The following is a 23340-nucleotide window of genomic DNA, read 5'->3' on the forward strand; positions in this document are numbered from 1 at the left end:
GTTAGTATTTATGAGACTAACTTAACAAGATATACCCAAACTACTTTGTCTGAAATATTAAGCCTTGGGAAGCGAGAAAATAGTTTACCTAAGGTTCTCAGTGCCTTAAGAAAACTAGGTCAACTTGTCAGCTAATAGCAATGTCCCACCGCCCTATCTACCTAGACTCTCATTCGACAACACCCATGGATGAACGGGTGCTAGAGGCGATGCTACCCTATTTCACTGAACGATTCGGCAATCCCTCCAGCCTCAGTCATGCTTACGGCTGGGAGGCAGAAACTGCTGTCAGACAGGCAAGGCAGATTCTAGCAGATGCAATCCACGCCACGCCAGAGGAAATTGTTTTCACTAGTGGGGCAACGGAGGCAAATAATTTAGTAATTAAGGGAGTGGCTGAAGCTTATTTCAGTAAAGGGCGTCATATCATCACAGTGGAAACGGAACACCACGCAGTGCTTGACCCCTGCCGATACTTACAGACACTGGGGTTTGAGGTAACATTTCTACCGGTACAGCAGGATGGGTTGATTAATTTAGTCGAGCTAGAGCAAGCTATCCGTGCTGATACAATCTTAGTGTCGGTAATGGCGGCGAATAATGAAATAGGAGTTTTGCACCCTTTGGCAGAAATTGGAGCTATTTGCCGCCAGCACCAAGTACTGTTCCATACTGATGCTGCCCAAGCAATTGGCAAAATGTCTATAGATGTACAGGCGATGCGAATTGACCTGATGTCTCTAACTGCTCACAAAGTGTATGGCCCCAAAGGCATCGGTTCACTTTATGTCCGGCGTCGCCATCCGAGAGTGCAGTTAGCTCCTCAGATACAAGGGGGTGGACAGGAACGAGGAATGCGCTCTGGTACTCTTTATACCCCTCAAATTGTGGGGTTTGCTAAAGCTGTAGAGTTGGGCATCCAAGAACAAGAATCAGATTCCCAGCGCCTACTCCAACTAAGGCAACGCCTGTGGAATGCTATCTCTCCTTTGGGAGGCATTCATCTTAATGGTCATCCTGAGCGAAGACTTTCAGGAAATCTTAACATTAGCGTGGAGGGTGTTGATGGCTCAGCCTTACTCTTAGGATTGCAGTCGGTGGTAGCAGTTTCTTCAGGCTCTGCTTGCTCGTCGGTTAATCTGGCTCCTTCCCACGTCCTTCTAGCACTGGGACATTCACAACAGCTAGCTCATGCTTCGGTGCGGTTTGGTATCGGACGCTTCAACACGGCTGTAGAAATTGATCAGGTAGCCCAGCAGGTGATTACCACCATTAATTGTCTGCGCCAAGCTCACAGCGCAGTTTTTCAGGTTGTTTAGAGCAATTACAACTAGAACTTTGCTAGTACTCTTGAGGATAAATGCCCCCCTGGGGGAAAGAAATGGGCTTTCTTGTTTGAGTTGAGGAATGGGGCGGTATAATGAATCGTTATGGGAGCAGTTGCGCATAAAGGTTGCTTGGGCTTTATCCAGGTAAACTAGCAGTAGATGCTGTACGCAACTGAATTCGCTCTTCGAGACTTTCTACTCATGCTTTACGAACTCCAATGTTCACCCTTTGAGAGGGGAAGGGCGTTAGTCATTGACCGCATTGGAGAAAAGTTGACCTAGGCAAGTGTCAGTTCCATTCAGCCACCCCGAAGTCACTAAGGGTTATGTTTTTTCTAGGTCAAGTCAGAATTTTCGATTACATAGTCATCTTGGGTAGCTTCCATCGAGAGGGACAAGAAGCCTCAGTGTCCAAGTTTGCTACCAATTTTTGAGGAAATTGAATGCCAAAGCAAATTATTATTGCGGAGCAACATCGGCTCGCAGCCGTCTTTTGGGAAGATCAAATTCAGGAACTTGTGGTTGCCACAGGCAGCCATCAGGTTGGTGATATTTATCTCGGCGTTGTTGAAAACGTCTTACCTGGGATAGATGCAGCATTTGTCAATATTGGGGACGCCGAACGCAACGGCTTCATTCATGTGACCGATTTAGGTCCCTTACGCCTGAAACGCCGAGCTGGCGCGATTACAGAACTGCTGGCACCACAACAAAAAGTCTTGGTGCAAGTAATGAAGGAACCGACGGGCAACAAAGGTCCCAGACTCACTGGTAACGTTAGTTTACCAGGTCGTTATCTAGTGATGATGCCTTATGGGCGAGGCGTCAATTTATCACGACGAATCAAGAGTGACAGTGAACGCAATCGACTTAGAGCGCTGGCTGTGCTGATCAAGCCCTCAGGAATGGGATTGCTAGTGCGCACAGAAGCCGAAGGCAAAGCCGAAGAAGCCATCATCGAAGACTTGGAAGTCTTACAAAAGCAATGGGAAGCAATCCAACAGGAGGCAACTTCTACCAGAGCACCAGCTCTACTCAACCGCGATGATGATTTTATTCAGCGGGTTCTCCGAGACATGTATACGGCGGACGTCAATCGGATTGTCGTAGATTCCCACACCGGAATGAAGCGAGTTAAGCAGCACTTGTTGAGCTGGAGTGGGGGTAGATCTCCAGAAGGTGTTTTGATTGACCATCACCGCGATCGAATGCCGCTGCTCGAATATTTCCGAGTCAATGCTGCGATTAGAGAAGCACTCAAACCGAGAGTAGACTTGCCTTCTGGTGGCTACATTATTATTGAGCCAACAGAAGCACTCACCGTGATTGATGTCAACTCTGGTTCCTTTACCCGCTCTGCAACAGCAAGAGAAACTGTTCTTTGGACTAACTGCGAAGCAGCTACAGAAATCGCGCGTCAGCTGCGTCTGCGTAATATTGCCGGAGTGATCATTGTTGACTTCATTGATATGGACTCACGGCGAGACCAGTTACAGGTACTGGAACATTTCAACAAAGCCTTAAAAGGAGATAAAGCCAGACCGCAAATTGCCCAACTTTCGGAACTCGGCTTAGTAGAACTGACCCGCAAGCGCCAGGGTCAGAATATTTACGAGTTATTTGGTGAAACTTGCCCCAGTTGTGGTGGTTTAGGACATTTAGTACATCTTCCTGGGGAGTCTGAGCGCCCAGTTAAAGAGGTAGCCGAGCCAGCCGCAACGGCAGTTCTTTTCAAGGAACCTCGGACGCCGGAGGTAGCTGGACTCTTAGACATGAACCCCTTAAATGATGCTGAGGAACTTGACCTATTGCATCATCCAAGTTACCAAGAGCCCGGGGGAAATAATAGTCGCCGACGCCGCCGACGCCGTCTTGATGAACCAGTAGTCAAGGAGGAATCCCTTTCTAGAGGTAGTTCTCGTCCCACTTTTTTGCCGCAAAGATTTTCGGAGTCAGTAGAAGACACTGAGTTCCCAGAAACAGTGGAAAGAGCTGGAAAACCCCAGCTAGTGAAATCTTCTCGCGAAACGGAACCTCCAGAAAAAATCGTAGTCGAAATGACTCCAGAGGAGCAGGATGTCTATGCTTTGATGGGAATTTCGCCTCTGGTGAAGTTAAATCGGGAAATCAAAAATCCCAAGTCTGTGAGTATTTCGGTGGTACTTCCAGGAGAATCAGATCAAGACCAAACAGATTACTCAGACGAGCCATGCTCAGAAGAATCTAATTTCCAGACGCGAGACTTCACTTCTGGCAATGAGGACTTAGATGAGACAGAAACCTCAGAAAATTCACAGGTGGATTCCTCTGATGAAACACCTTCTGAAGAAATACTGAACAGTATTGAATCTGAGAGTAGCAACCGTCCTGTGGTTCGCCGCCGCCGCCGTCGTTCTTCAGCAATGGAAAGTGATGATTCAACGGTTCGGTAAGAAAAGAGCAGAATCTCAAAGACAATCACTTAACTAATTTGTGGCATCTGACTAGAAGTTCTAGGACTTCTATTCTTAGTACTACAGTGCTGAGCCATAATAGTGTCTTACCATTTAGGTAAGTAAAAAGCTATGCTTTCTACTGGTTAAGAGAAAGCCCTAGAGATGGAAATAAAGAAAAAAAAAGATGCTAGCCAGCTCTATCTAAAAGGGTCTCTTAGACCATTTTCTCTCTGCGAACTGCCAGCTTTATCTGGTGATCAAAGATTGGTAGCTGGTATAGACGAAGTAGGAAGAGGGGCTTTGTTTGGACCAGTAGTAGCAGCAGCGGTGATTTTACCAGCATCTGCTCTGCCGTCACTTGCCTTGGTAGGTGTTAAAGACAGCAAGCAACTGTCTTGTCTGCGACGTCTCAAACTATCTCAGGAAATTCAAAAGTTAGCACTTGATTGGAGAGTTGGCTATGCCACTAGCCAGGAAATTGACCAGATTAATATTTTGCGGGCCTCCCTCCTGGCAATGAGAAGGGCGCTTACCAAACTAAAGCTACAGCCAGATATTTGCCTGGTTGATGGTCAACACTGTATTCCCAACTTGCCAATAACACAACGTACGATAGTTAAGGGAGATCAGCAATCGCTGGAAATTGCCGCAGCTAGTATTGTGGCTAAAGTATGGCGAGACGAGTTAGTGGTTCGTTTGGCTTTGAAGTATCCAGCCTACGATTTGGTAGCCAATAAAGGTTATGGTACACAACAGCACAGGTTAGCACTGCAAAAATTGGGCCCAACCCGTCATCATCGCATGTCTTTTAGTCCTTGCCGGATAGGCTATAAGCTTGAATCATAAAAGGCTGCACTGTTTGTATAGCTAGTTGCAGTATCCTAAGCTTAGTTCAGGATGGGCTAATGATTGGGGACTTCAGCTCTCTGCCCGGCAGCTTTCAATTCCCGGTGAATGAGTAGGAAAATTGCCACTTATGTCACTGCTAGCCCAATGACAATAATCCAATAATAGTTGGTGCATCAGTTTTTGCTTAATCCTGACTAAAACGCTCTTAAGCAAACCATTGCCGGTAGTTTCTAAAATTGGCTGGGGAGTTAGAGAGAAGGGGAATGGTACATCAACGTTGACTTTTAAATCTGCTCTCCCCCTAAGCTGGGTAACTCCTTGGTTTTGACAGGGATAAAGTTTGCCTTTTAAATCCAAGGCAAAACGTTGATTAATGTAGTCAAGTCCTCTAATTTCACAACCGACAGATGTTAAGTGAACCGTACCATTAGAGTCTGTCCACACTTTAAGATCCACTGTAGGTTGGAAGTTCAATGACATAAAATGCAATGGACGCATGGTCAGACGGAAAAGTTCCTGACTTAGCTGTTCCATCCGATTAGAATCGGTGATCGCGTACACGAGGCGTTGAGGCTGGCGTAAATAATGTTCAATAGGAACAGGTTGTTCCGGAACAGCAATTTCAACAGATTGAGATGCAACAAACTGGACATTCATAAGAAGGAGACTGTAAGCTTGTCAGTTCTTAATTTAGACTGATTTAAATTTACAATTATTCATAAAACTCTTCATCTTTCTCAGGAAAGCTGTGAGGTAGTTAGAGTAACTCGACAAGCTTATTTCCCCAGATGGATGGGACTATAATGCTCCCATTACCAAAAAGATTAAAAAAATATTTACTTAGTTTAGTGTACTTTATGTCAGTCTCTATTGCCTATCTAGGACCGCCTGGTACTTACAGTGAAGCCGCAGCCTTGGCTTACGTTAATACTCTTGCTCCCCAAGAGGATAGTCAATCTTGGTTATGTCCATGTCCCAGCATTGCTCAAACCCTACATTCTGCGGCACGGGGGCAATCTGATTTAGCAGTGGTACCAGTAGAAAACTCCATCGAAGGTTCGGTAGTAATTACCTTGGATATGCTGTGGCAGTTAGATACGCTGCGAATTCAGCAGGCTCTAGTCTTACCAGTAAAACATGCCCTGCTATCGCGGGCTTTAACTCTAGAAGCAATTCAAAGGGTTTATTCACACCCGCAAGCTTTAGCACAGTGTCAGGAATGGCTAGAAAAGTCCTTGCCATCAGTACAGTTAGTGCCGACAAACTCGACTACAGAAGCACTACATTATCTAGATCAAGACTTTACGACAGGGGCCATCGCTTCTCAGAGGGCAGCCCTCCTTTACAATTTACCCGTGCTGGCATCTACCATAAATGATCATCCTGATAACTGCACTCGCTTTTGGGTGATGGGGAAAAAGCCTTCCAGCGGTGGTAGTTATACTTCATTAGCTTTTAGCCTTCCAGCAAATGTACCTGGATCTCTGGTAAAACCGCTCCAAGTATTTGCCGCTAGAGGGATTAACTTGAGCCGCATTGAGTCCCGTCCCACAAAGCGGTCGCTCGGTGAGTACCTTTTTTTTATTGATCTAGAAGTTAATACCTCTATTTCATCAGTGCAAGCTGCTCTTTTGGAGTTAGCCTCTTATACAGAGATTCTCAAAATTTTTGGTAGCTATAGTGTCCTAGAATTTGATTCACCAGTAGCCTTGAATGATTAAAGATTAGCCCATGCTGATTAGCATCACACAAGACATTTTCTAAAAACTATCACTGCTGGTGGCGAGTGTGTTGAGCAATTTCGCTGCTTTGACTTTTTCATCAATCTAACCCTTAAGCAGCAGCCAAATGAGGTAAATTATACCTGTAAGCTGAACTGCGAGACTACTAGAAACACAATTAGCCAGATCTACTAGATAACTGTCGAGTTAGTTTTTCTACGGAGATTTCTCAGGAAGGATAGGAGGGTAACGCAGCTTCTGTAAATTCAGTTAAAGGCATCCTTGAGGACTGTCCGGGCGGCCAGATGATTACGGGTTGAGGTGAGTATTTCCGCCTCGCGTTCCAGACGATTGGCTGTATCCTGCATTTCTAAAAGCGCCTGCTGTTCCGAAACCACACCGTAAAGATTACTGGCCACCCAGTAAGACAATTCGATTGGTAGATCGGGTAAATCCTCCGGCAGCTCAATTTTTTGGTCTGTCAATTTTGCTGAAAGATGCACTACATCTCGGAGCAGTTGTTCTACAGAGGCAGCCATTTCCTTCAGGTCTTTTTCTGGAGGCTGATCCTCAATCCATTCAACTAGTCCAACGCGATATGGCTTTTCGCGAGTGTACTCCAAGACTCGGAAACGCTGTTGGCCTAGTGTCAAGATTTTCATTCGATCGTCTGGCAAGCGCTGGTAGTGGACAACTTCAGCACAGCAGCCAACAGCCGCCGGTTGACCTTGAACTGGATCCCACATCAGTACCCCAAATCTACGATCATTAGCCAGAATCGTGTTCATCATGATTCTGTAGCGGAATTCAAATATATGGAGAGGAAGAGGACGTCCTGGGAAGAGAACTACTTCGGGCAGTGGAAACAGGGGGAGCTCTCTAACAGCGATTGAGGAAGAGGATGCCATTGTGACTAGGTAAAAAAGGTAACTGCGCTTCTTTACCTACTTTAACGGATTTCTTTTGTTCCTTGGACCTCTAAAAGCCCTTAAAGCCTGACTTAATCACCAAGATTATTCTGAGAAACTTGCTCAACACTGCTTTTTAAAAAGCTATAGACTTCCCAGAGTGAACAAACACCCTCACTTACTTAGTCGAAGCTATGACTACAGGCACAAGAAAAGTAGAGGTCATTCTTCAGTTAGTTCCTGTTAGCTCTTTCACTGCCACTATCCACTATGGGGAGTCGAAGGGTTAAACCTTTACCTTCAAGTCTAAATGCTTGACTTATTTCAAAGCTTCACTTCAATATCAACACCTGCAGGTAAGTCAAGCTTCATCAGGGCGTCAATCGTCTTAGAAGAAGGCTGATAAATATCAATAATGCGTCGGTGAGTCCGTGTTTCAAAGTGTTCGCGGGAATCTTTATCAACGTGAGGCGATCTCAATACACAGTAGATACGACGTCTTGTTGGTAAGGGTATCGGACCAATAGCTATGGCGTTGGTGCGGTTAGCTGTATCAACAATTTTCTCGCAAGAAGTGTCAAGAAGTCGGCGATCAAAGGCTTTGAGGCGAATACGAATTTTTTGCTGCTGAATTGTTGCCATTTTTTAGTTGTCCAGGTTCAGAAGTTGGTTAGGGTGTGATCAGGTGAGGGAGACAATAACAGTACACTACCAAGGAGCAACTCTCCTATTACTTAAGCCGATTAGTTTATCAGTGTCCTGATCTCCTATCACTAGGTAAGTGCAGATTAATAAGGAGCAGAAAAGCTGTTACCTCTCTGCTCCTCTTCAAGCTCACAACAAGGCTACTTCAGGATTTTAGATACGACGCCAGCACCGATGGTACGACCACCTTCGCGGATAGCGAAACGCATTCCTTGTTCAATCGCGATGGCGTTGATTAGCGTCACCGTCATCTTAATCCGGTCGCCGGGCATGACCATTTCTGCTGTAGTACCATCGTCAGCAGTAAACTCATCAATCGTACCTGTCACATCGGTGGTACGGACATAGAACTGGGGTCGGTAGCCTGCGAAGAAAGGAGTGTGCCGTCCACCTTCTTCCTTCTTTAAGACATAGACCTCAGACTCAAACTTAGTATGAGGTGTAATCGAGCCAGGCTTGGCAATTACCATGCCCCGTTCAATATCAGCCTTCTGAATACCCCTCAGTAAGATACCAGCGTTATCTCCCGCCATACCTTCATCGAGACTCTTCTTAAACATCTCGATGCCGGTGACGGTTGTTTTGCGAGTATCTCTAAGTCCGACTAACTCAACTTCATCACCAATCTTGACTTTGCCCCGTTCGATCCGACCTGTAGCGACGGTTCCACGACCCGTAATCGTAAAGACGTCTTCCACAGCCATTAGGAAAGGCTTATCAATGTCCCGCTCTGGAGTTGGTATGTAAGCATCTACCTCATCCATTAAGGCATAGATTTTATCAACCCACTCATTTTCACCTTTGGCAGTTTTTGGATTGCTGCTCATAACTTCTACTGCCTGTAGAGCGGAGCCAGCAACAATGGGGATGTTATCACCATCAAACTCGTAACTGCTGAGGAGTTCTCGGACTTCGAGTTCCACTAGTTCCAACAGTTCTTCGTCATCCACCATATCTTGCTTGTTCAAGAAAACCACCAGATTGGGGACGCCTACCTGCTTGGCTAACAAGATGTGTTCTCGTGTCTGAGGCATCGGCCCATCAGCCGCTGACACTACCAGGATGCCACCATCCATTTGAGCCGCACCAGTAATCATGTTCTTCACATAGTCAGCATGCCCTGGACAATCTACGTGGGCATAGTGACGATTTTCTGTTTCGTATTCAACGTGGGCGGTATTAATAGTAATCCCCCGTTGCTTTTCTTCTGGTGCCGCGTCAATATCAGCGTACTTCCTGGCTTGCGCTTGACCTAGCGCTGCCAGAGTCATGGTGATGGCAGCGGTAAGAGTTGTTTTGCCGTGGTCTACGTGACCAATTGTACCGATGTTTACGTGGGGTTTATTCCTTTCAAACTTTGCGCGTGCCATTAATTACGTGTTCCTTTTCCTATTTATGCGTTCCCTTTGTTTTTAGCAATGATGGCTTCAGCCACGTTGCGAGGCACTTCCTCGTAGGAGCTAAACTCCATTGAGAAAATACCCCGACCTTGAGTCTTAGACCGGATATCCGTAGCATAGCCAAACATCTCTGCTAACGGAACTTTTGCGGTAACCTTGGCAATGCCTTCTTCAGATCCCATGCCTTCGATTTGACCGCGGCGAGAGTTGAGATCGCCCATGACATCCCCTAGGAAATTTTCCGGAACTTCAACCTCAACTTTCATCATAGGCTCTAATAGAACCGGTGAAGCCTTGATCACTGCGTCTCTAACAGCCATTGACCCAGCAATCTTAAATGCCATTTCTGAAGAGTCCACATCGTGGTAAGAGCCATCGATTAAGGTGACTTTCAGGTCAATGACAGGATACCCAGCCAGGATACCCGATTCGCAAGCTTCTTTCATCCCCTGTTCAGCTGGGGAGATAAATTCTCTCGGTACGGAACCGCCAACGACTTTAGAGACAAATTCAAAACCGCTACCGGTTTCTCCTGGCTCCAACTCGATAACTACGTGACCGTACTGACCTTTACCGCCACTTTGGCGGATAAATTTACCTTCAGTCTTAACTGCTTTGCGAACTGTCTCTCGGTAAGCAACCTGTGGTGCGCCAACATTGGCTTCTACCTTGAACTCCCGTAGCATTCTATCTACTAGGATTTCTAAGTGCAGCTCACCCATACCGGCAATTACGGTTTGGTTAGTTTCGTGGTCAATGCTGACGCGGAAGGTCGGATCTTCTTCGGATAGAGATTGAAGAGCTTTGGAAAGCTTCTCCATATCCTGCTTGGTTTTTGGTTCCACAGCCACCGAGATTACTGGCTCTGGAATATAGAGAGATTCTAGAATGATTGGATTGTCTTCATTGCAGATGGTGTCACCTGTAATCGTCTGCTTGAGACCTACAGCTGCTCCTAAATCACCTGCTCTTAGCTCATCTACTTCAATCCGATCATTTGCCTTCAAGACAATTAAACGTGAGATCCTCTCTTTTTGATCCTTAGTGGAGTTGAGGACATAACTACCTTTGGTCAGGACTCCTGAATACACTCGGAGAAAGGTTAGCCGACCGTATGGGTCAGCCATAATTTTGAAGGCTAAGGCTGACAATGGTGCTTCGTCATCAGGCGGTCTGCCTGCAATTGTGCCGTCTGGTAATGTTCCCTGGATAGGAGGGACATCAACCGGAGCCGGCAAGTAATCTACTACGGCATCAAGCAGTAGTTGAACACCCTTGTTTTTGAAAGCCGAGCCACAAAGTACTGGCACAATAGCGCCAGTTACCGTTCCCTTGCGCAGAGCATGGCGAATTTCATCTTCGGTGATCTCTTCGCCTTCAAGATACTTTTCGATTAAGGCTTCGTCTGTTTCAGCAACCGACTCTACCAGCTTGGCGCGGAATTCATCAGCTTTCGCCCTGACCTCTTCGGGAATCTCCACATCTTCTATATCGGTTCCCAGGTCATTGTTATAAACCTTGGCTCGCATGCGCACCAGGTCTACAATTCCTCGAAAGTTGCCTTCGCTACCAATAGGGATTTGGATAGGAACAGCATTTGAGCGTAAGCGATCGGTAACTTGCTCATACACCTTGAAGAAATTGGCACCGGTTCGATCCATCTTGTTGATAAATGCGATCCGAGGCACCTTGTAGCGGTCTGCCTGCCTCCAGACTGTCTCAGACTGAGGCTGAACACCACCCACTGAGCAGAAGACTGCTATTACGCCATCGAGTACCCGCATCGAACGCTCAACTTCAATCGTAAAGTCAACGTGACCCGGTGTATCAATAATATTGACCTTATGGTCTCTCCAGCTGGTGCTGATGGCAGCAGCGGTGATGGTAATTCCCCGCTCCCGCTCTTGTTCCATCCAGTCAGTTACAGCTGTTCCGTCATGGACTTCTCCGATTTTATGAACGATTCCCGAATAAAACAGAATCCGTTCGGTTGTTGTTGTCTTGCCCGCGTCAATATGGGCTGCAATCCCGATATTGCGTATTTTCTCTAGCGGGATAGTGCGTGCCACAGCTACCTCCTTCTTCTGGTGCCACCTTATATTAGATGTTGATATCTGTTTACAATTCTATACTTTGTTTAAATCTTTAGGCATTTGTGGGCATAACATTAGCTACGAAGAAACAATTAATGAGTCTGAACGAGTAATCAGTAGCGGTAGTGAGCAAAAGCTTTGTTCGCGTCTGCCATCCTATGGGTTTCCTCTCGCTTACGAATGGCATTTCCTGTTTCGTTAGCAGCATCCATCAGCTCATTCGCCAGTTTACTTGCCATTGTCCGACCTGCCCTTGATCTAGAGAATTGAATTAGCCAGCGCAGTGCCAAAGTGATGCCCCGCTCAGATTTGACTTCCATTGGTACCTGATAGGTCGCACCACCCACACGGCGAGCTTTCACTTCCACTAGAGGAGTAACATTTCTGATGGCTTTTTCAAATGTTTCTAGAGGATCACCTCCAGTCCGTTCCTCAATCATTTTCATGGCGTCGTAGATAATCCTCGACGCCAGGGATTTTTTGCCGTGACGCATGATCCTTCTACTCATCATGCTAATTAGGCGGCTATTATAAACCGGGTCAGGAGGAACAGGACGCTTTTTAATAACTGCGCGACGAGACATAGTAAACCCTAAAGAACAAATAATTTACAAAGACATTGGCAAGAGAGGTTAAGTTACCTACCGGTAGAACTCATACCTACTAACTCTATGATGGCAGTCAATCCCCTTGAGGGCATTCTACCAGTCCCTTTGGTGATTTTTAACTAGCGTAAGCTGCTAGCTGCCATGGGATGATGATTGTGTGGCTCGATCAATTGCCTGCCTTAGCGTTAATAGCCCAAACTTGAGTACTCGCGCTGCTTTTAATCCATCAATCAGGCAAGCCACCAGTTACTTTTACTTACTTAAGGTTAAAGTCCGCCGCTATTTTGGGCAGACTGACAACTTTAAATCTACTTAGCCTTAGGACGCTTTGTACCATACTTAGAGCGACTCTGAAGTCGATCTTTAACTCCAGCAGTATCTAGCGTTCCTCTGATAATGTGGTACCTGACTCCGGGCAAGTCTTTGACACGACCTCCCCTAATCATTACTACGGAGTGTTCTTGTAGATTATGACCAATACCTGGAATGTATGCTGTCACTTCAAAACCTGATGTCAAACGGACTCTTGCCACTTTTCTGAGGGCTGAGTTCGGTTTCTTAGGCGTTGTTGTGTAAACTCTGGTGCAGACACCACGACGCTGGGGACATTGCTTAAGCGCAGGTGACTTAGTTTTTTTCTTGGCTTTGTAGCGCTCAGTGCGAATGAGCTGCTGGATAGTTGGCATGAGTTACGGTTTGTACAGCTCTCTTGAGAGTTTTAACTATCGACAATTTTTTATTGTACCTCAATTTAGGTAAGCACGTCAATAGAGCAAGCCTCTAGATTGAAACCAAGAGGCTTCGCTTATCGAAGGAAGTTCACCTAAAGGCATTCCATCTTTAATCCTAGACCGGATTTTTGTCAGATGCTACCTTTAAATTACTATCTTACTAAGTCATGCTCGTACTTTAAAAGAGTTACCGCAACCACAGGTTTCCACAGCATTCGGGTTATGGAAACGAAATCCTCCTCCCATGAGGTCTTCTGAGTAATCCAGTGTTAAGCCTTTGATGTATTGTAAGTTCTTTTCGTCTACTACTATAGATATATCTTCACAGTTAATAATCTGATCGCTGCTGTTAATTTTTTTGTCAAATTCGATACTATAGTGTAGCTCAGAACATCCACCATTGTGGACTCCTAAGCGCAGCCACAATGGTATATCTATATCTTGCTGGTGTTTGCACTTGAGACGTTTAACTTCGCCAGCGGCAGCCTGACTAAGATTAATCATCAGCTAAATTACAGAAGTATGACTAGCTAATACTACAGCAAACTCGGACAAGAGCGACGGTAAGTAGGTAGCTTCTATTGCCAGATGCCTTTGTATAATCTAGGCAGAGAGCCGAGATAAATTTAAGTTCAATACAAGGAGACTAGTTAGTAAAGTTTCTTAAAGTATGATTTTTAATCGACTCAAGCATCCCACGGCTTCATGCCGTGAGATACCCCATCTACCTAATTATTCTTTGACCCGTTACGGGCATAGTCATCTTCAAACCTAGTGATGTCATCTTCTCCAAGATATTCCCCGTTCTGAACCTCAATCAAGACTAAGGGAATGACTCCAGGGTTTTCTAACCGGTGAGTCGTGCATTGAGGTACGTAAGTAGACTGATTTTGGTAAATTATTGATTCTTGATCATCACAAGTGACCTTAGCGGTTCCACTGACAACTATCCAGTGTTCACTGCGATGGTGATGCATTTGCAAACTTAGTCGGTGTCCAGGCTTCACTTCTATTCGCTTAATTTTGTATCCTCGCCCTTCTTCCAAAACAGTAAATGATCCCCATGGTCGCAAACCATCGGCGGCAATTGATTCGGAAGTCATAGATGCCGGTATAGTGAGTGCCGAAACTTCAGAAACTTCTCTAGACTGAACCACTGTTTTTTTCTCCTGGGAAAATCTACAAAATCGATAGAGGTAAAACTTGTTTCCTTGGTGCTGCTGTTAAAATATCAGCCACAATAAAACAGCCCAATCAACAACCAACATAGCAAAGGAGTACTAGCCTTTGTCACTAGTCAAAGTGGTTAGTTTAGCTAATTAATATTAAGTCTTTACATTGAGCTGGTTGGTTTTTGAAGAAACTTTAAATATCAACCGATTATTTCTGTCCTTAAAGGCTTAAAAACAACTCCAGCATCGAAGATGTTTGTAAGTATAGTAGCCTTAGGGAAGAGGCGCTAAGAAAACACCAAGACCATTGTGAACAGCGGCCGCAGTATCAGCAGAGCGATCAAGCAGTTGACCTCCAAGATAAAGCCCTGTAGAGCTACCACCGTCAAGATTGAGAGCGTCAATAGCTCCCAGCTTCTGCATCAACTCAGCGGTTTCTCTCAGGCTTGGTCCAAGCCCACCACTACGATTGTGAAAGGCAGCAATAATCATGGAGCCCTTAGCTGTGACACCAATAGCACTGCGGGAAGCAGATTGTTGAATGAAGGCTTCGCTAAAATTTTCTGCTTTGGCATCCAATACAATTTGCCTATTTTGCAATAAAAGCGGGCCAGCCCCTAAGGCGTGGGGGAAATAATCAAAGTCCCTAGGCAGAGTGAGGCTCTCAAGACGCACTTGTGTTCCAACGCCAAGCAACTCAGCCGATGTAGTACCCTGCTCTCTAAGAGTTAATATATAGCCGTTAACGGGAATAGGGAACGAAGCCTGACCAGCAGATCCTCCTGGCAGTTGACCAGTAACTCGGTCGTTTTCGACAAACACGATCACTTCATCATCAGTTAGAGGAGTGTAGCTTGCTCCCCATGACGGAGTGTAGCGGGAAATACCAGCTTGGACATAGCCGCTATTAAGAAATAGTATTGGTAGGCGTTTTCTTGAAGAGGTGATCAGAGTTTCTTTGAGGCCAAGGTGTCCGAATTTGAATTGACCGCGATCATTCCAAGCGATCGCACCCCGGTTAAGAATCGGACCGGATAACCATTTACCATCGCGACGAATTGCCCCTAAAGGCAATTGATTATTGCGATTGAAAAAGCCAGCGTTAATCGCAGCTAAAGCCTGCCACTGCTGGGCAGTTTTAATTAAGGGAGCAGTTCCCACCTGGGTAGTGGAGTTACTACCAATTGTTCTAAATTTCATCCGGTTAGCCTGCGGATCAACTTCTAGCCACACAGTGGGAAAACGATCATTCCCTAATTCAACGAACTGCTGACGCCAGCGGATTCCTGGGGCCCAAGTAATATCTTTACTAACTAGAGTGTCCGGTCGCAGGTCAATAACCAAGCGATTAGGGTTAGGTAAGCTAAAAACCCGCACACGCTTACCCTTTGGTATATCCACCCGGATTGTAGTTTGCTTGTCAGTTGGTTCGACTCGAATAATCGGTTTGTCGTCCGAAGTCCCTACAGATACAGGTGCCGCATCCTCACTCTCTTGGATTTGCTCTGCTGGTGGGGCATTAAATCGTTTAACTAAGGATGGATTAGCTGTGGCTTCCAGGGTAATTACCGCCTCAGTACGTCTCTCACTAACTTGCCAGAAAGTTGGGCGGTCAAGATCAATAACTAGACGCCAACCCCAAGACTGATCTCCGAGTCTAATATTTTTGGCCTGCGCCGGAACAGAAGAGATTACTAGCGTCTGTGCCGACATTAACGGACTGCCTGGTGTTACACTATCAACTTGCAGTTGCCAACCGGCAATCCTGGCAAAATCGGTAACATCAAGATAGCGATAAGAACCACTCAGGTGACCAGCCAGAATCAGAGGTTGATTGCTTTGAGAGGAGAACCATTCTACTGGTTGTTGGCTGACATCTTTGGTACTGAGCAATTCTAGACCCAAGACTTGCATTAAACCAATATCACTGATGCTGGTGCGAACCGATCCCCCTACCTGCCATTGCTTCCAGGCAACGGTGGAAACCCGGCCATTGATAGATAATTTGCTACCTTCCCGGATTACTTGAGGTGACGCCTGTGACAAAAACTCTGCCCTGCGGGGAAATCTCGTGTACTCAGCCAAGGCTGCTCGCTGAAGTGAGAGTACTTCATCGGCATCGGCAACGGTAGTGTTCAGTCGGGTTAGTTCAGAGGAAGGTTTTGACAGAAACTCTGCCCGCCGTGGGGTTTGCCTTGATTCGCCAAGGGGCGGCAATTCGCCGAGCAACCTTTGGTAACTCGGCAAAAATAGCGGTTCGATCTTTCCTACTCGCGTAATTGCTAAGCTAGGTAATGAGAATAACAGAGTAAAGACTAGCAGAAAGCTTTTCAGCTTAGACATCCTGGCAGCGTGGCGACGCAATTTTTTGGGGAAGCTAAAAAGCCACCGCCGGTTAGACTGACGACGCAACAGCTTGCCCAAGTGGCGAATGTATCTCAAAGAGAGCGCCCTAACTAAACCATTAACGGTTGTCTTCTCTGAGTTGAATTTTTTGAGCATTCTGCAAGTTTCTCGGACTAAGACAAAGGTCTGTATCATTCGATGATTAAGCTTTTGGGGAGCATGTTAAAAAGTAATGACTTTATTCGGTAAGCGCGACCAGTTTGGACTTAATAGTAAGAAATTAATCAAGTTAATCGTCATTGAGCAGCTTAACTCTTCTTACTTCCCTTAGTGATGCTGTCTTTACCCAAGTAGTGAAGCACGCTATGCTTTCAAAACACAGCCTTTTAGGAATACTGCCTAAACAAACTACTTGTTGAAATTGATGCAATCATCAGGAGTGTCAAAAACAGCAATTAAGAATATATTCTGTATCAAAAGTTACAGTACAGCTAATTGGTTTGCGGGGATTGCCAGAATAGACCGTTTCCTATAATATTTCTATCTCCGTCCGTCTGGCAGGATGCCGGTGGCTGATACTGTAAATTTTAGGAGTTTCTTCCAGCACCTAGAGTCATCTACAGCTCTTGTCACTAGCTAGCTGGCTTACTAAATCAGACATATTGAAGCACCCCAGCCTTTCCACTCGTCAAACCTTTGAGCCAAATTGCATCCTTCATTGATTGAGTGAGGGTGTAGCTTTCTTGTCAGCTACCGACGATGGTTAATCGGATACTCAACAAAGGGATGCTGATCTAGACTCCCAGTCAAAACCAATTGTTTCTAATTTTCCAGTTTTGTAGAAGTAAACTGTGCATCTACTATTAGCTTTCAATCCGTGACTTCGTAGCACTATAAAAAGAGAATTACCCCATGGATAATAGGAGCATCAAAGAAAACCAACAAGGTCATCCGTGGAATCAGGGCGACATCCCTTATCCAGGTCAAAGATGGTTGGTAGAAGAACGGGATGCGTGTGGCGTTGGCTTTATTGCTTCTCGGATAGGCACCGCTACCCATAAGCTTATTGAACAAGCATTATCTGCCTTGGATTGTCTAGAACATCGGGGTGGTTGTAGTGCTGACCAAGACTCTGGAGATGGTGCTGGTTTAATGACGGCAATTCCTTGGAAGTTATTTGATCCTTGGTTTGCTCAACTCAACATCAACCGGCCACCTACTGACCAGTTAGGTGTCGGTATGGTTTTCTTTCCTCAAGATGCGACTATTATCAAAAAAATTCGTGAGGTTGTTGAAGCAGTACTGGCACAAGAAGATTTGAGAGTACTGGGCTGGCGTATCGTACCAGTGCAACCAGAGGTATTAGGCATCCAAGCACTAGCCAATCAGCCTCAAATTGAGCAGGTGATTGTGAGTTCACCACAGCAGCGAGGGGATGAATTGGAGCGATCGCTCTTCAAAGCTAGGTGTCGAATTGCCAAAGCGCTACGGTCTAATAATACCGCTAAAGTTCCCGAAGACTTTTACATTTGCTCTTTTTCTGGTCGTACGATTGTCTACAAAGGCATGGTACGCTCAGCAATTTTGGGAGAGTTCTATCTAGACCTCAAAAATCCAGACTACCAGAGTGCTTTTGCCGTTTACCATCGACGCTTCAGCACCAACACCATGCCCAAATGGCCTCTGGCTCAACCAATGCGGATTTTAGGCCACAATGGTGAAATTAACACGTTGCTGGGTAACGTTAACTGGATGATGGCGCGGGAGGCTGACTTAACTCATCCCATTTGGGGAGTTAGAAGTAAAGATTCAGCAATTAAAACTCAAGAATTAGCACTTAGTCAACCGGCAGCAGCATCGGATACAGGACTCAATGACCTGAAGCCGTTTGTCAATCCAGATAACAGCGATTCGGCAACACTGGATAATGTACTGGAATTACTAGTGCATTCTGGACGTAGTCCGGTAGAAGCCATGATGATGATGGTTCCAGAAGCGTACCAAAATCAGCCGGACTTAGAAAAATATCCTAAAATTGTCGATTTTTACGAATACTATAGCGGTATTCAGGAGCCGTGGGATGGGCCAGCTATGTTGGTTTTCAGTGACGGCAAAACCGTGGGAGCTAGTCTGGATCGGAATGGACTACGACCAGCCCGTTATAGCATTACTAGGGATGGCTATGTCGTTGTAGCTTCTGAAGCTGGCGTCGTCGATTTGCCAGAAGCCGAGATTATCGAGAAAGGACGGCTCGGACCAGGGCAGGTGATTGCTGTAGACTTAGAAACTAAAGAAGTTCTGAAAAACTGGGAAATTAAGCAAAGGGTGGCTACTGCCTTACCCTATGGTGACTGGCTGCGACAGCAGCGTGTCGTTGTGCCGCCGCAATCTTTTGTGAATACTCCCCAGTTAGAAAAGCAGGATTTGCTAATCCAGCAGACAGCCTTTGGCTACACGGCTGAAGATATCGAAATGATCGTCGAGCCAATGACTACCCAAGGGAAGGAACCTACTTTCTGTATGGGAGACGATATTCCTTTAGCGATACTCTCAGATAAACCTCATTTACTCTACGACTACTTCAAACAGCGCTTTGCTCAGGTAACTAACCCTCCTATCGATCCGCTACGGGAAAGTTTAGTGATGTCCTTGAGTATACAGCTAGGCCCCAGGGGCAATCTGTTAGAGGCAAAGCCGGAGTATGCCCGTTTGTTAAAGCTAGAGACACCTGTACTCAATGAAGCCGAAATGCAGACGGTGAAAGCTTCAGGATTTAATACCGCTTGTTTATCTACCCTATTTGAGATTCAAGCAGGTCCGAGTGGTCTAGAAATGGCTGTGCGCCATCTGTGTGATCAAGTGGTGGAGGCAGTGGCTGGTGGCAAGACTATTCTGATCTTAAGTGATAAAACAGACGGAACCCTAGACGGAAGCCACAGCTATATTCCACCACTCTTGGCAGTGGGTGCAGTACACCATCATTTAATCCGCAATGGAGTGCGGATGAAGGCGTCAATTGTAGTGGAAACGGCTCAGTGCTGGAGTACCCATCACTTTGCCTGCTTGATTGGCTATGGTGCCTCGGCTGTTTGCCCTTACCTGGCTTGGGAATCTGTACGTCATTGGTGGTCAGAACCCAAGACTCAGAAAATGATGGGAAGAGGACAAATTGAGAGCCTCACTATAGAACAAGCCCAGAAAAACTATCGCTGTGCCGTGGAAGGCGGATTGTTGAAAATCCTCTCGAAGATGGGTATTTCCTTGCTCTCTTCCTACCATGGGGCGCAGATTTTTGAAGCCATCGGGATTGGTGCAGACTTACTGCAACTTGCTTTTGCTGGTACAACCTCGCGGCTGGGTGGCTTGAGTATTGCCGAGTTGGCACAAGAAGTTATCTCTTTCCACCAGCGAGCCTTCCCCGAACTAACTAGTAAAAAACTGGAAAACTTTGGTTTTATCCAGTATCGCCCCAAAGGCGAGTACCACATGAACAGCCCGGAAATGGCAAAGGCACTGCACAAGGCTGTCTCAGGGCAGAAGCACGACCACTACGAAATTTATCAGCAGCAGCTAGCAGGGCGTCCAGTGACAGCTTTGCGGGATCTGTTGGACTTCCAGAGCGATCGCGGCGCGATCCCCATAGAAGAAGTAGAATCGGTTGAGGAAATTGTCAAGCGTTTCTGTACAGGTGCGATGTCCCTGGGATCACTATCGCGAGAAGCTCACGAAACATTAGCGATCGCGATGAATCGCCTGGGTGGCAAATCCAACTCCGGTGAAGGAGGGGAAGATCCGGTGCGCTTCCAGGTTCTCAATGATGTAGATGAGGCAGGGCACTCTCCCACACTACCTCACCTGAAAGGCTTAAGAAATGGAGATATAGCCAGTTCGGCAACTAAGCAAGTGGCATCAGGTCGCTTTGGAGTAACGCCAGAGTATCTGATGAGTGGCAAACAGATTGAAATCAAAATCGCTCAGGGTGCTAAGCCTGGTGAGGGTGGTCAACTCCCCGGTAAAAAAGTCAGCCCGTACATTGCTATGCTGCGCCGTTCCAAGGCAGGAGTTACCTTAATTTCGCCTCCACCTCACCACGATATCTATTCGATTGAAGACCTAGCGCAGCTAATTTTTGACCTGCATCAAATTAATCCCCAGGCCAAAGTATCGGTGAAACTGGTAGCAGAAATTGGTATCGGTACAGTGGCAGCAGGAGTCGCTAAGGCAAATGCTGATGTGATCCAAATTTCTGGTCATGATGGCGGAACAGGTGCTTCTCCCCTGAGTTCCATCAAGCACGCGGGCATTCCTTGGGAATTAGGGGTGACGGAAGTACATCGAGTATTACTAGAGAACCAGCTACGCGATCGCGTACTCCTACGGGCAGACGGCGGCTTCAAAACTGGCTGGGATGTGGTAATGGCAGCTTTGATGGGAGCGGAAGAATACGGTTTCGGTTCGGTGTCGATGATTGCCGAAGGGTGTATCATGGCGCGGATTTGCCATACCAATAACTGTCCTGTCGGAGTTGCTACTCAGCAGGAACATTTACGCAAGCGCTTTACAGGTATGCCAGAACATGTGGTCAACTTCTTCTGGTTCGTTGGCCAAGAAGTGCGATCACTGCTGGCACGGCTGGGTTATCGCTCATTGGACGAGCTAATTGGTCGGGCAGACTTGCTGAAAGTCCGAGAAGACGTTCAGTTGACCAAGACATCTGCTCTGACTCTCAACTGTCTGACTCAGCTACCCGATACTCGCCAGGATCGTAGTTGGCTCAAGCATGAAGAAGTTCACAGCAATGGACCAGTATTAGAAGATCAGCTATTAGCCGATGCGAAAATTCAGGAGGCGATCCGTGACCAAGGCTCCGTAAGTCAGGATTTCCGAATTGTGAATACCGACAGAACAGTAGGGGCGCGTATCGCGGGAGAGATCGCCAAGCAGTACGGTGATAACGGCTTTGAAGGGCAAATTACCCTCAAGTTCCGTGGTCCTGCGGGTCAAAGTTTTGGTGCCTTTAACCTTCCTGGCATGACACTGATCTTAGAAGGCGAAGCTAATGATTATGCGGGCAAGGGCATGCATGGTGGTGAGATTATTATTAAGCCGCCGATAGAAGCCACCCGCGACCCAGCTAAAAATGTGATTGTCGGTAATACCTGTCTTTACGGTGCTACTGGCGGTATTTTGTTTGCTCGCGGTGGCGCTGGTGAACGGTTTGCCGTCCGTAACTCCAAAGGTCAAGCCGTGATTGAAGCTGCTGGTGACCACTGTTGTGAATACATGACTGGCGGTGTCATCGTTGTCTTGGGCAATATTGGCCGCAACGTAGGTGCGGGGATGACAGGTGGCTTGGCATACATCCTGGATGAGGATGGTCGTTTCCCGGCAAAAGTTAACCCGGAAATTGTCAAGATTCAAAGGGTAACTTCACCTGCTGGTGAGCAGCAGCTCAAAGAACTCATTCAAGCTCACGCTCAACGTACTGGCAGCGCTAAAGCTCAGACCATTTTGCATCACTGGCCCGAGTATTTACAGCAGTTCTGGCAAGTTGTACCGCCTTCTGAGGCTGATACCCCAGAAGCTAATCCAGACGTCGTTGAAGAAAGAGTGCTGCTCCCAGCTCAATAAGCTGAGACGTTACTCGGAAAGTTGAAAGTTGCAGTTTGTCACCTTCAACCTTTTCAATTTTAGCCAGCAAGAAGCATCAATTTTTGCTGGCTTTGAGTTCTTTTTCTCGCATTTTTAGTAGTTCCGGCACGGTTACGAAATTGTAGCCGTGCTTTTTGAGTTCAGTAATTAACTGTGGTAAAGCCTGCACAGTCTTTGAGCGATCGCCACCGCCATCGTGCAGCAAAACAATCCCCCCCGGTTGAACAGTATGGAGAACCTGGTCAACTAAAGCTTGCGCTTTAGTTCGTCTAGAGTACCAGTCTCTTGAGTCCACCGACCACATGATCACAGCATACTTTTTTTGATAAGCATAAGCTGCCAAACCATTATTGAGAATGCCACCGGGTGGTCTAAACAATGATGTTTCGATACCAGTTGTTTTTTTGAGTATTTCTGTTGTTTTATCCAATTCAGTAGCGGCTGTTAAAGCATTATAATGCTCATAATGATGGCTCCAAGTATGGTTACCGATAGCATGGCCCTGCTCAATAACCTCCTTGGCTAACTGCGGGTATTTTTGCACAAGCTTTCCCACTACGAAGAAGGTTGCCCTGACGTTGTGCTGTTTGAGGACATAGAGTACTTTGTTCGTAGTCTCTGGCCAAGGCCCATCGTCAAAGGTGAGTGCAATTACTTTGTGTTCCCCTTTAAGCTTGACATCGCGAATCATTTTTCCTTGAAAATCGGCAGGAACAGAGAAGTCAAGGCGTCTTGCTTTTTCTTGCTCTGCCAATCTGGAGATGACTTTTTGAAATGCCTCATCTGGCTGGGCAATTAAGGCTTTAACCCGCGAAGTCTTGGGAGTTAAACTTAGCTGTTGCGCGGGCAAAAGTGTAAGCCTCAAGCTTTTATTTTTAGCAGATTGATCCTGTGGCCAATTTAATCCGACTAAGAAACTAAAAGTAGCGGCAGCAAATAAAGAAATAGATATTCTCTTCTGCCAAACAAGCAGATGACGGTTAGTCACGTTAAGTATCCTTCACTCCTCAGAACAAAAGGACATAATCGCCCTTTTTTTAATTCCTCAGCTTGGTAATTAGTGCTGATTAAGGATTACTCCAATTAGGGTATGTTGTAGAGGCTAATTTACCCAAATCTCGCTATAAACGCTTAATTCTAGAGCAATTAGTCTCAACAACAAATCCTATTTTTCACTACTATGCTTCTAGAGCTAAAAGTAGCTATAACGTTGATCGGGACCGGTACAAAAGTTGGTATTTGAAAGCAGAAAGCGGAGAATGACCCGTAAAGTTATACTCTGCTCTCAACACAATGCGCCTGCTTCGGCATTAAAAAAATTATGCCTACAAATGAGCAAAGTATGACACTCTAGCTTGCGCGACGAGAAGCTGTTCTCCTGTCTACAGGGGC

At 46.2% G+C, this 23340-nt stretch carries 17 protein-coding genes; 6 read left to right on the forward strand and 11 right to left on the reverse strand.

Annotated features, from left to right (window positions below):
- Positions 1-140 precede the first annotated feature (140 nt).
- The 4 genes from ACT7WV_RS14820 to ACT7WV_RS14835 all read left to right on the forward strand — a co-directional run bounded on the left by ACT7WV_RS14820 (position 141) and on the right by ACT7WV_RS14835 (position 4609).
- Complete coding sequence (locus tag ACT7WV_RS14820; protein ID WP_445103618.1) at positions 141-1319, forward strand: cysteine desulfurase family protein; 1179 nt, start codon at positions 141-143, stop codon at positions 1317-1319.
- Positions 1320-1487: 168 nt separating this feature from the next.
- Positions 1488-1610: a hypothetical protein gene (locus ACT7WV_RS14825; protein ID WP_445103619.1), complete on the forward strand. Its 123-nt coding sequence runs from the start codon at positions 1488-1490 to the stop codon at positions 1608-1610.
- Positions 1611-1771: 161 nt separating this feature from the next.
- Positions 1772-3760 carry a ribonuclease E gene (gene rne, locus ACT7WV_RS14830; protein ID WP_445103620.1) on the forward strand — a complete coding sequence of 663 codons (1989 nt, stop codon included), beginning with the start codon at positions 1772-1774 and terminating at the stop codon, positions 3758-3760.
- A gap of 165 nt (positions 3761-3925) precedes the next feature.
- Positions 3926-4609: a ribonuclease HII gene (locus tag ACT7WV_RS14835; protein ID WP_445103621.1), complete on the forward strand. Its 684-nt coding sequence runs from the start codon at positions 3926-3928 to the stop codon at positions 4607-4609.
- A 72-nt stretch (positions 4610-4681) separates the two neighbouring features.
- On the opposite strand, the gene ACT7WV_RS14840 is transcribed toward ACT7WV_RS14835, so the two are convergent.
- The gene (locus ACT7WV_RS14840; RefSeq protein WP_445103622.1) at positions 4682-5269 is read right to left on the reverse strand and encodes a DUF1997 domain-containing protein; all 588 of its coding nucleotides are present in this window, start codon (positions 5267-5269) and stop codon (positions 4682-4684) included.
- Between the two features lie 200 nt (positions 5270-5469).
- Between ACT7WV_RS14840 and pheA the strand changes: the two genes are divergently transcribed.
- Positions 5470-6333, forward strand: coding sequence for a prephenate dehydratase (gene pheA / locus ACT7WV_RS14845; RefSeq protein WP_445103623.1), 864 nt, complete (start codon positions 5470-5472; stop codon positions 6331-6333).
- A 266-nt stretch (positions 6334-6599) separates the two neighbouring features.
- Here the strand turns inward: pheA and ACT7WV_RS14850 are convergent, their stop codons facing one another.
- The 9 genes from ACT7WV_RS14850 to ACT7WV_RS14890 all read right to left on the reverse strand — a co-directional run bounded on the left by ACT7WV_RS14850 (position 6600) and on the right by ACT7WV_RS14890 (position 16452).
- A complete protein-coding gene (locus ACT7WV_RS14850; RefSeq protein ID WP_445103624.1) occupies positions 6600-7241 on the reverse strand; it encodes an LON peptidase substrate-binding domain-containing protein in 642 nt (213 codons plus the stop codon).
- Positions 7242-7565: 324 nt separating this feature from the next.
- Positions 7566-7883, reverse strand: coding sequence for a 30S ribosomal protein S10 (rpsJ, locus tag ACT7WV_RS14855; protein ID WP_445103625.1), 318 nt, complete (start codon positions 7881-7883; stop codon positions 7566-7568).
- Between the two features lie 203 nt (positions 7884-8086).
- Positions 8087-9316 (reverse strand): elongation factor Tu, encoded by a 1230-nt coding sequence (gene tuf / locus ACT7WV_RS14860; RefSeq protein WP_445103626.1) that lies wholly within the window; start codon positions 9314-9316, stop codon positions 8087-8089.
- A gap of 23 nt (positions 9317-9339) precedes the next feature.
- Positions 9340-11415 (reverse strand): elongation factor G, encoded by a 2076-nt coding sequence (gene fusA / locus ACT7WV_RS14865; RefSeq protein WP_445103627.1) that lies wholly within the window; start codon positions 11413-11415, stop codon positions 9340-9342.
- 137 nt (positions 11416-11552) lie between these two features.
- A complete protein-coding gene (gene rpsG / locus ACT7WV_RS14870) occupies positions 11553-12023 on the reverse strand; it encodes a 30S ribosomal protein S7 (RefSeq protein WP_445103628.1) in 471 nt (156 codons plus the stop codon).
- A 332-nt stretch (positions 12024-12355) separates the two neighbouring features.
- Positions 12356-12733, reverse strand: a complete 378-nt coding sequence (gene rpsL / locus ACT7WV_RS14875) for a 30S ribosomal protein S12 (protein WP_445103629.1) — start codon at positions 12731-12733, stop codon at positions 12356-12358.
- Positions 12734-12943: 210 nt separating this feature from the next.
- On the reverse strand, positions 12944-13282 hold the full coding sequence (locus tag ACT7WV_RS14880; protein WP_445103630.1) for a HesB/IscA family protein: 339 nt from the start codon (positions 13280-13282) through the stop codon (positions 12944-12946).
- Positions 13283-13506: 224 nt separating this feature from the next.
- A complete protein-coding gene (locus tag ACT7WV_RS14885) occupies positions 13507-13935 on the reverse strand; it encodes a phosphomannose isomerase type II C-terminal cupin domain (protein ID WP_463424173.1) in 429 nt (142 codons plus the stop codon).
- A gap of 288 nt (positions 13936-14223) precedes the next feature.
- Entirely contained in the window at positions 14224-16452 is a 2229-nt protein-coding gene (locus ACT7WV_RS14890) for a phosphodiester glycosidase family protein (RefSeq protein ID WP_445103631.1), read from the reverse strand.
- A 756-nt stretch (positions 16453-17208) separates the two neighbouring features.
- On the opposite strand from ACT7WV_RS14890, the gene ACT7WV_RS14895 reads away from it, so the two are divergent.
- Positions 17209-21927, forward strand: a complete 4719-nt coding sequence (locus ACT7WV_RS14895) for a glutamate synthase-related protein (RefSeq protein ID WP_445103632.1) — start codon at positions 17209-17211, stop codon at positions 21925-21927.
- Between the two features lie 76 nt (positions 21928-22003).
- Here the strand turns inward: ACT7WV_RS14895 and ACT7WV_RS14900 are convergent, their stop codons facing one another.
- On the reverse strand, positions 22004-22936 hold the full coding sequence (locus ACT7WV_RS14900; RefSeq protein WP_445103633.1) for a polysaccharide deacetylase family protein: 933 nt from the start codon (positions 22934-22936) through the stop codon (positions 22004-22006).
- Positions 22937-23340 lie beyond the last annotated feature (404 nt).

The sequence above is a fragment of the Symploca atlantica LB2515 genome (assembly GCF_052546295.1).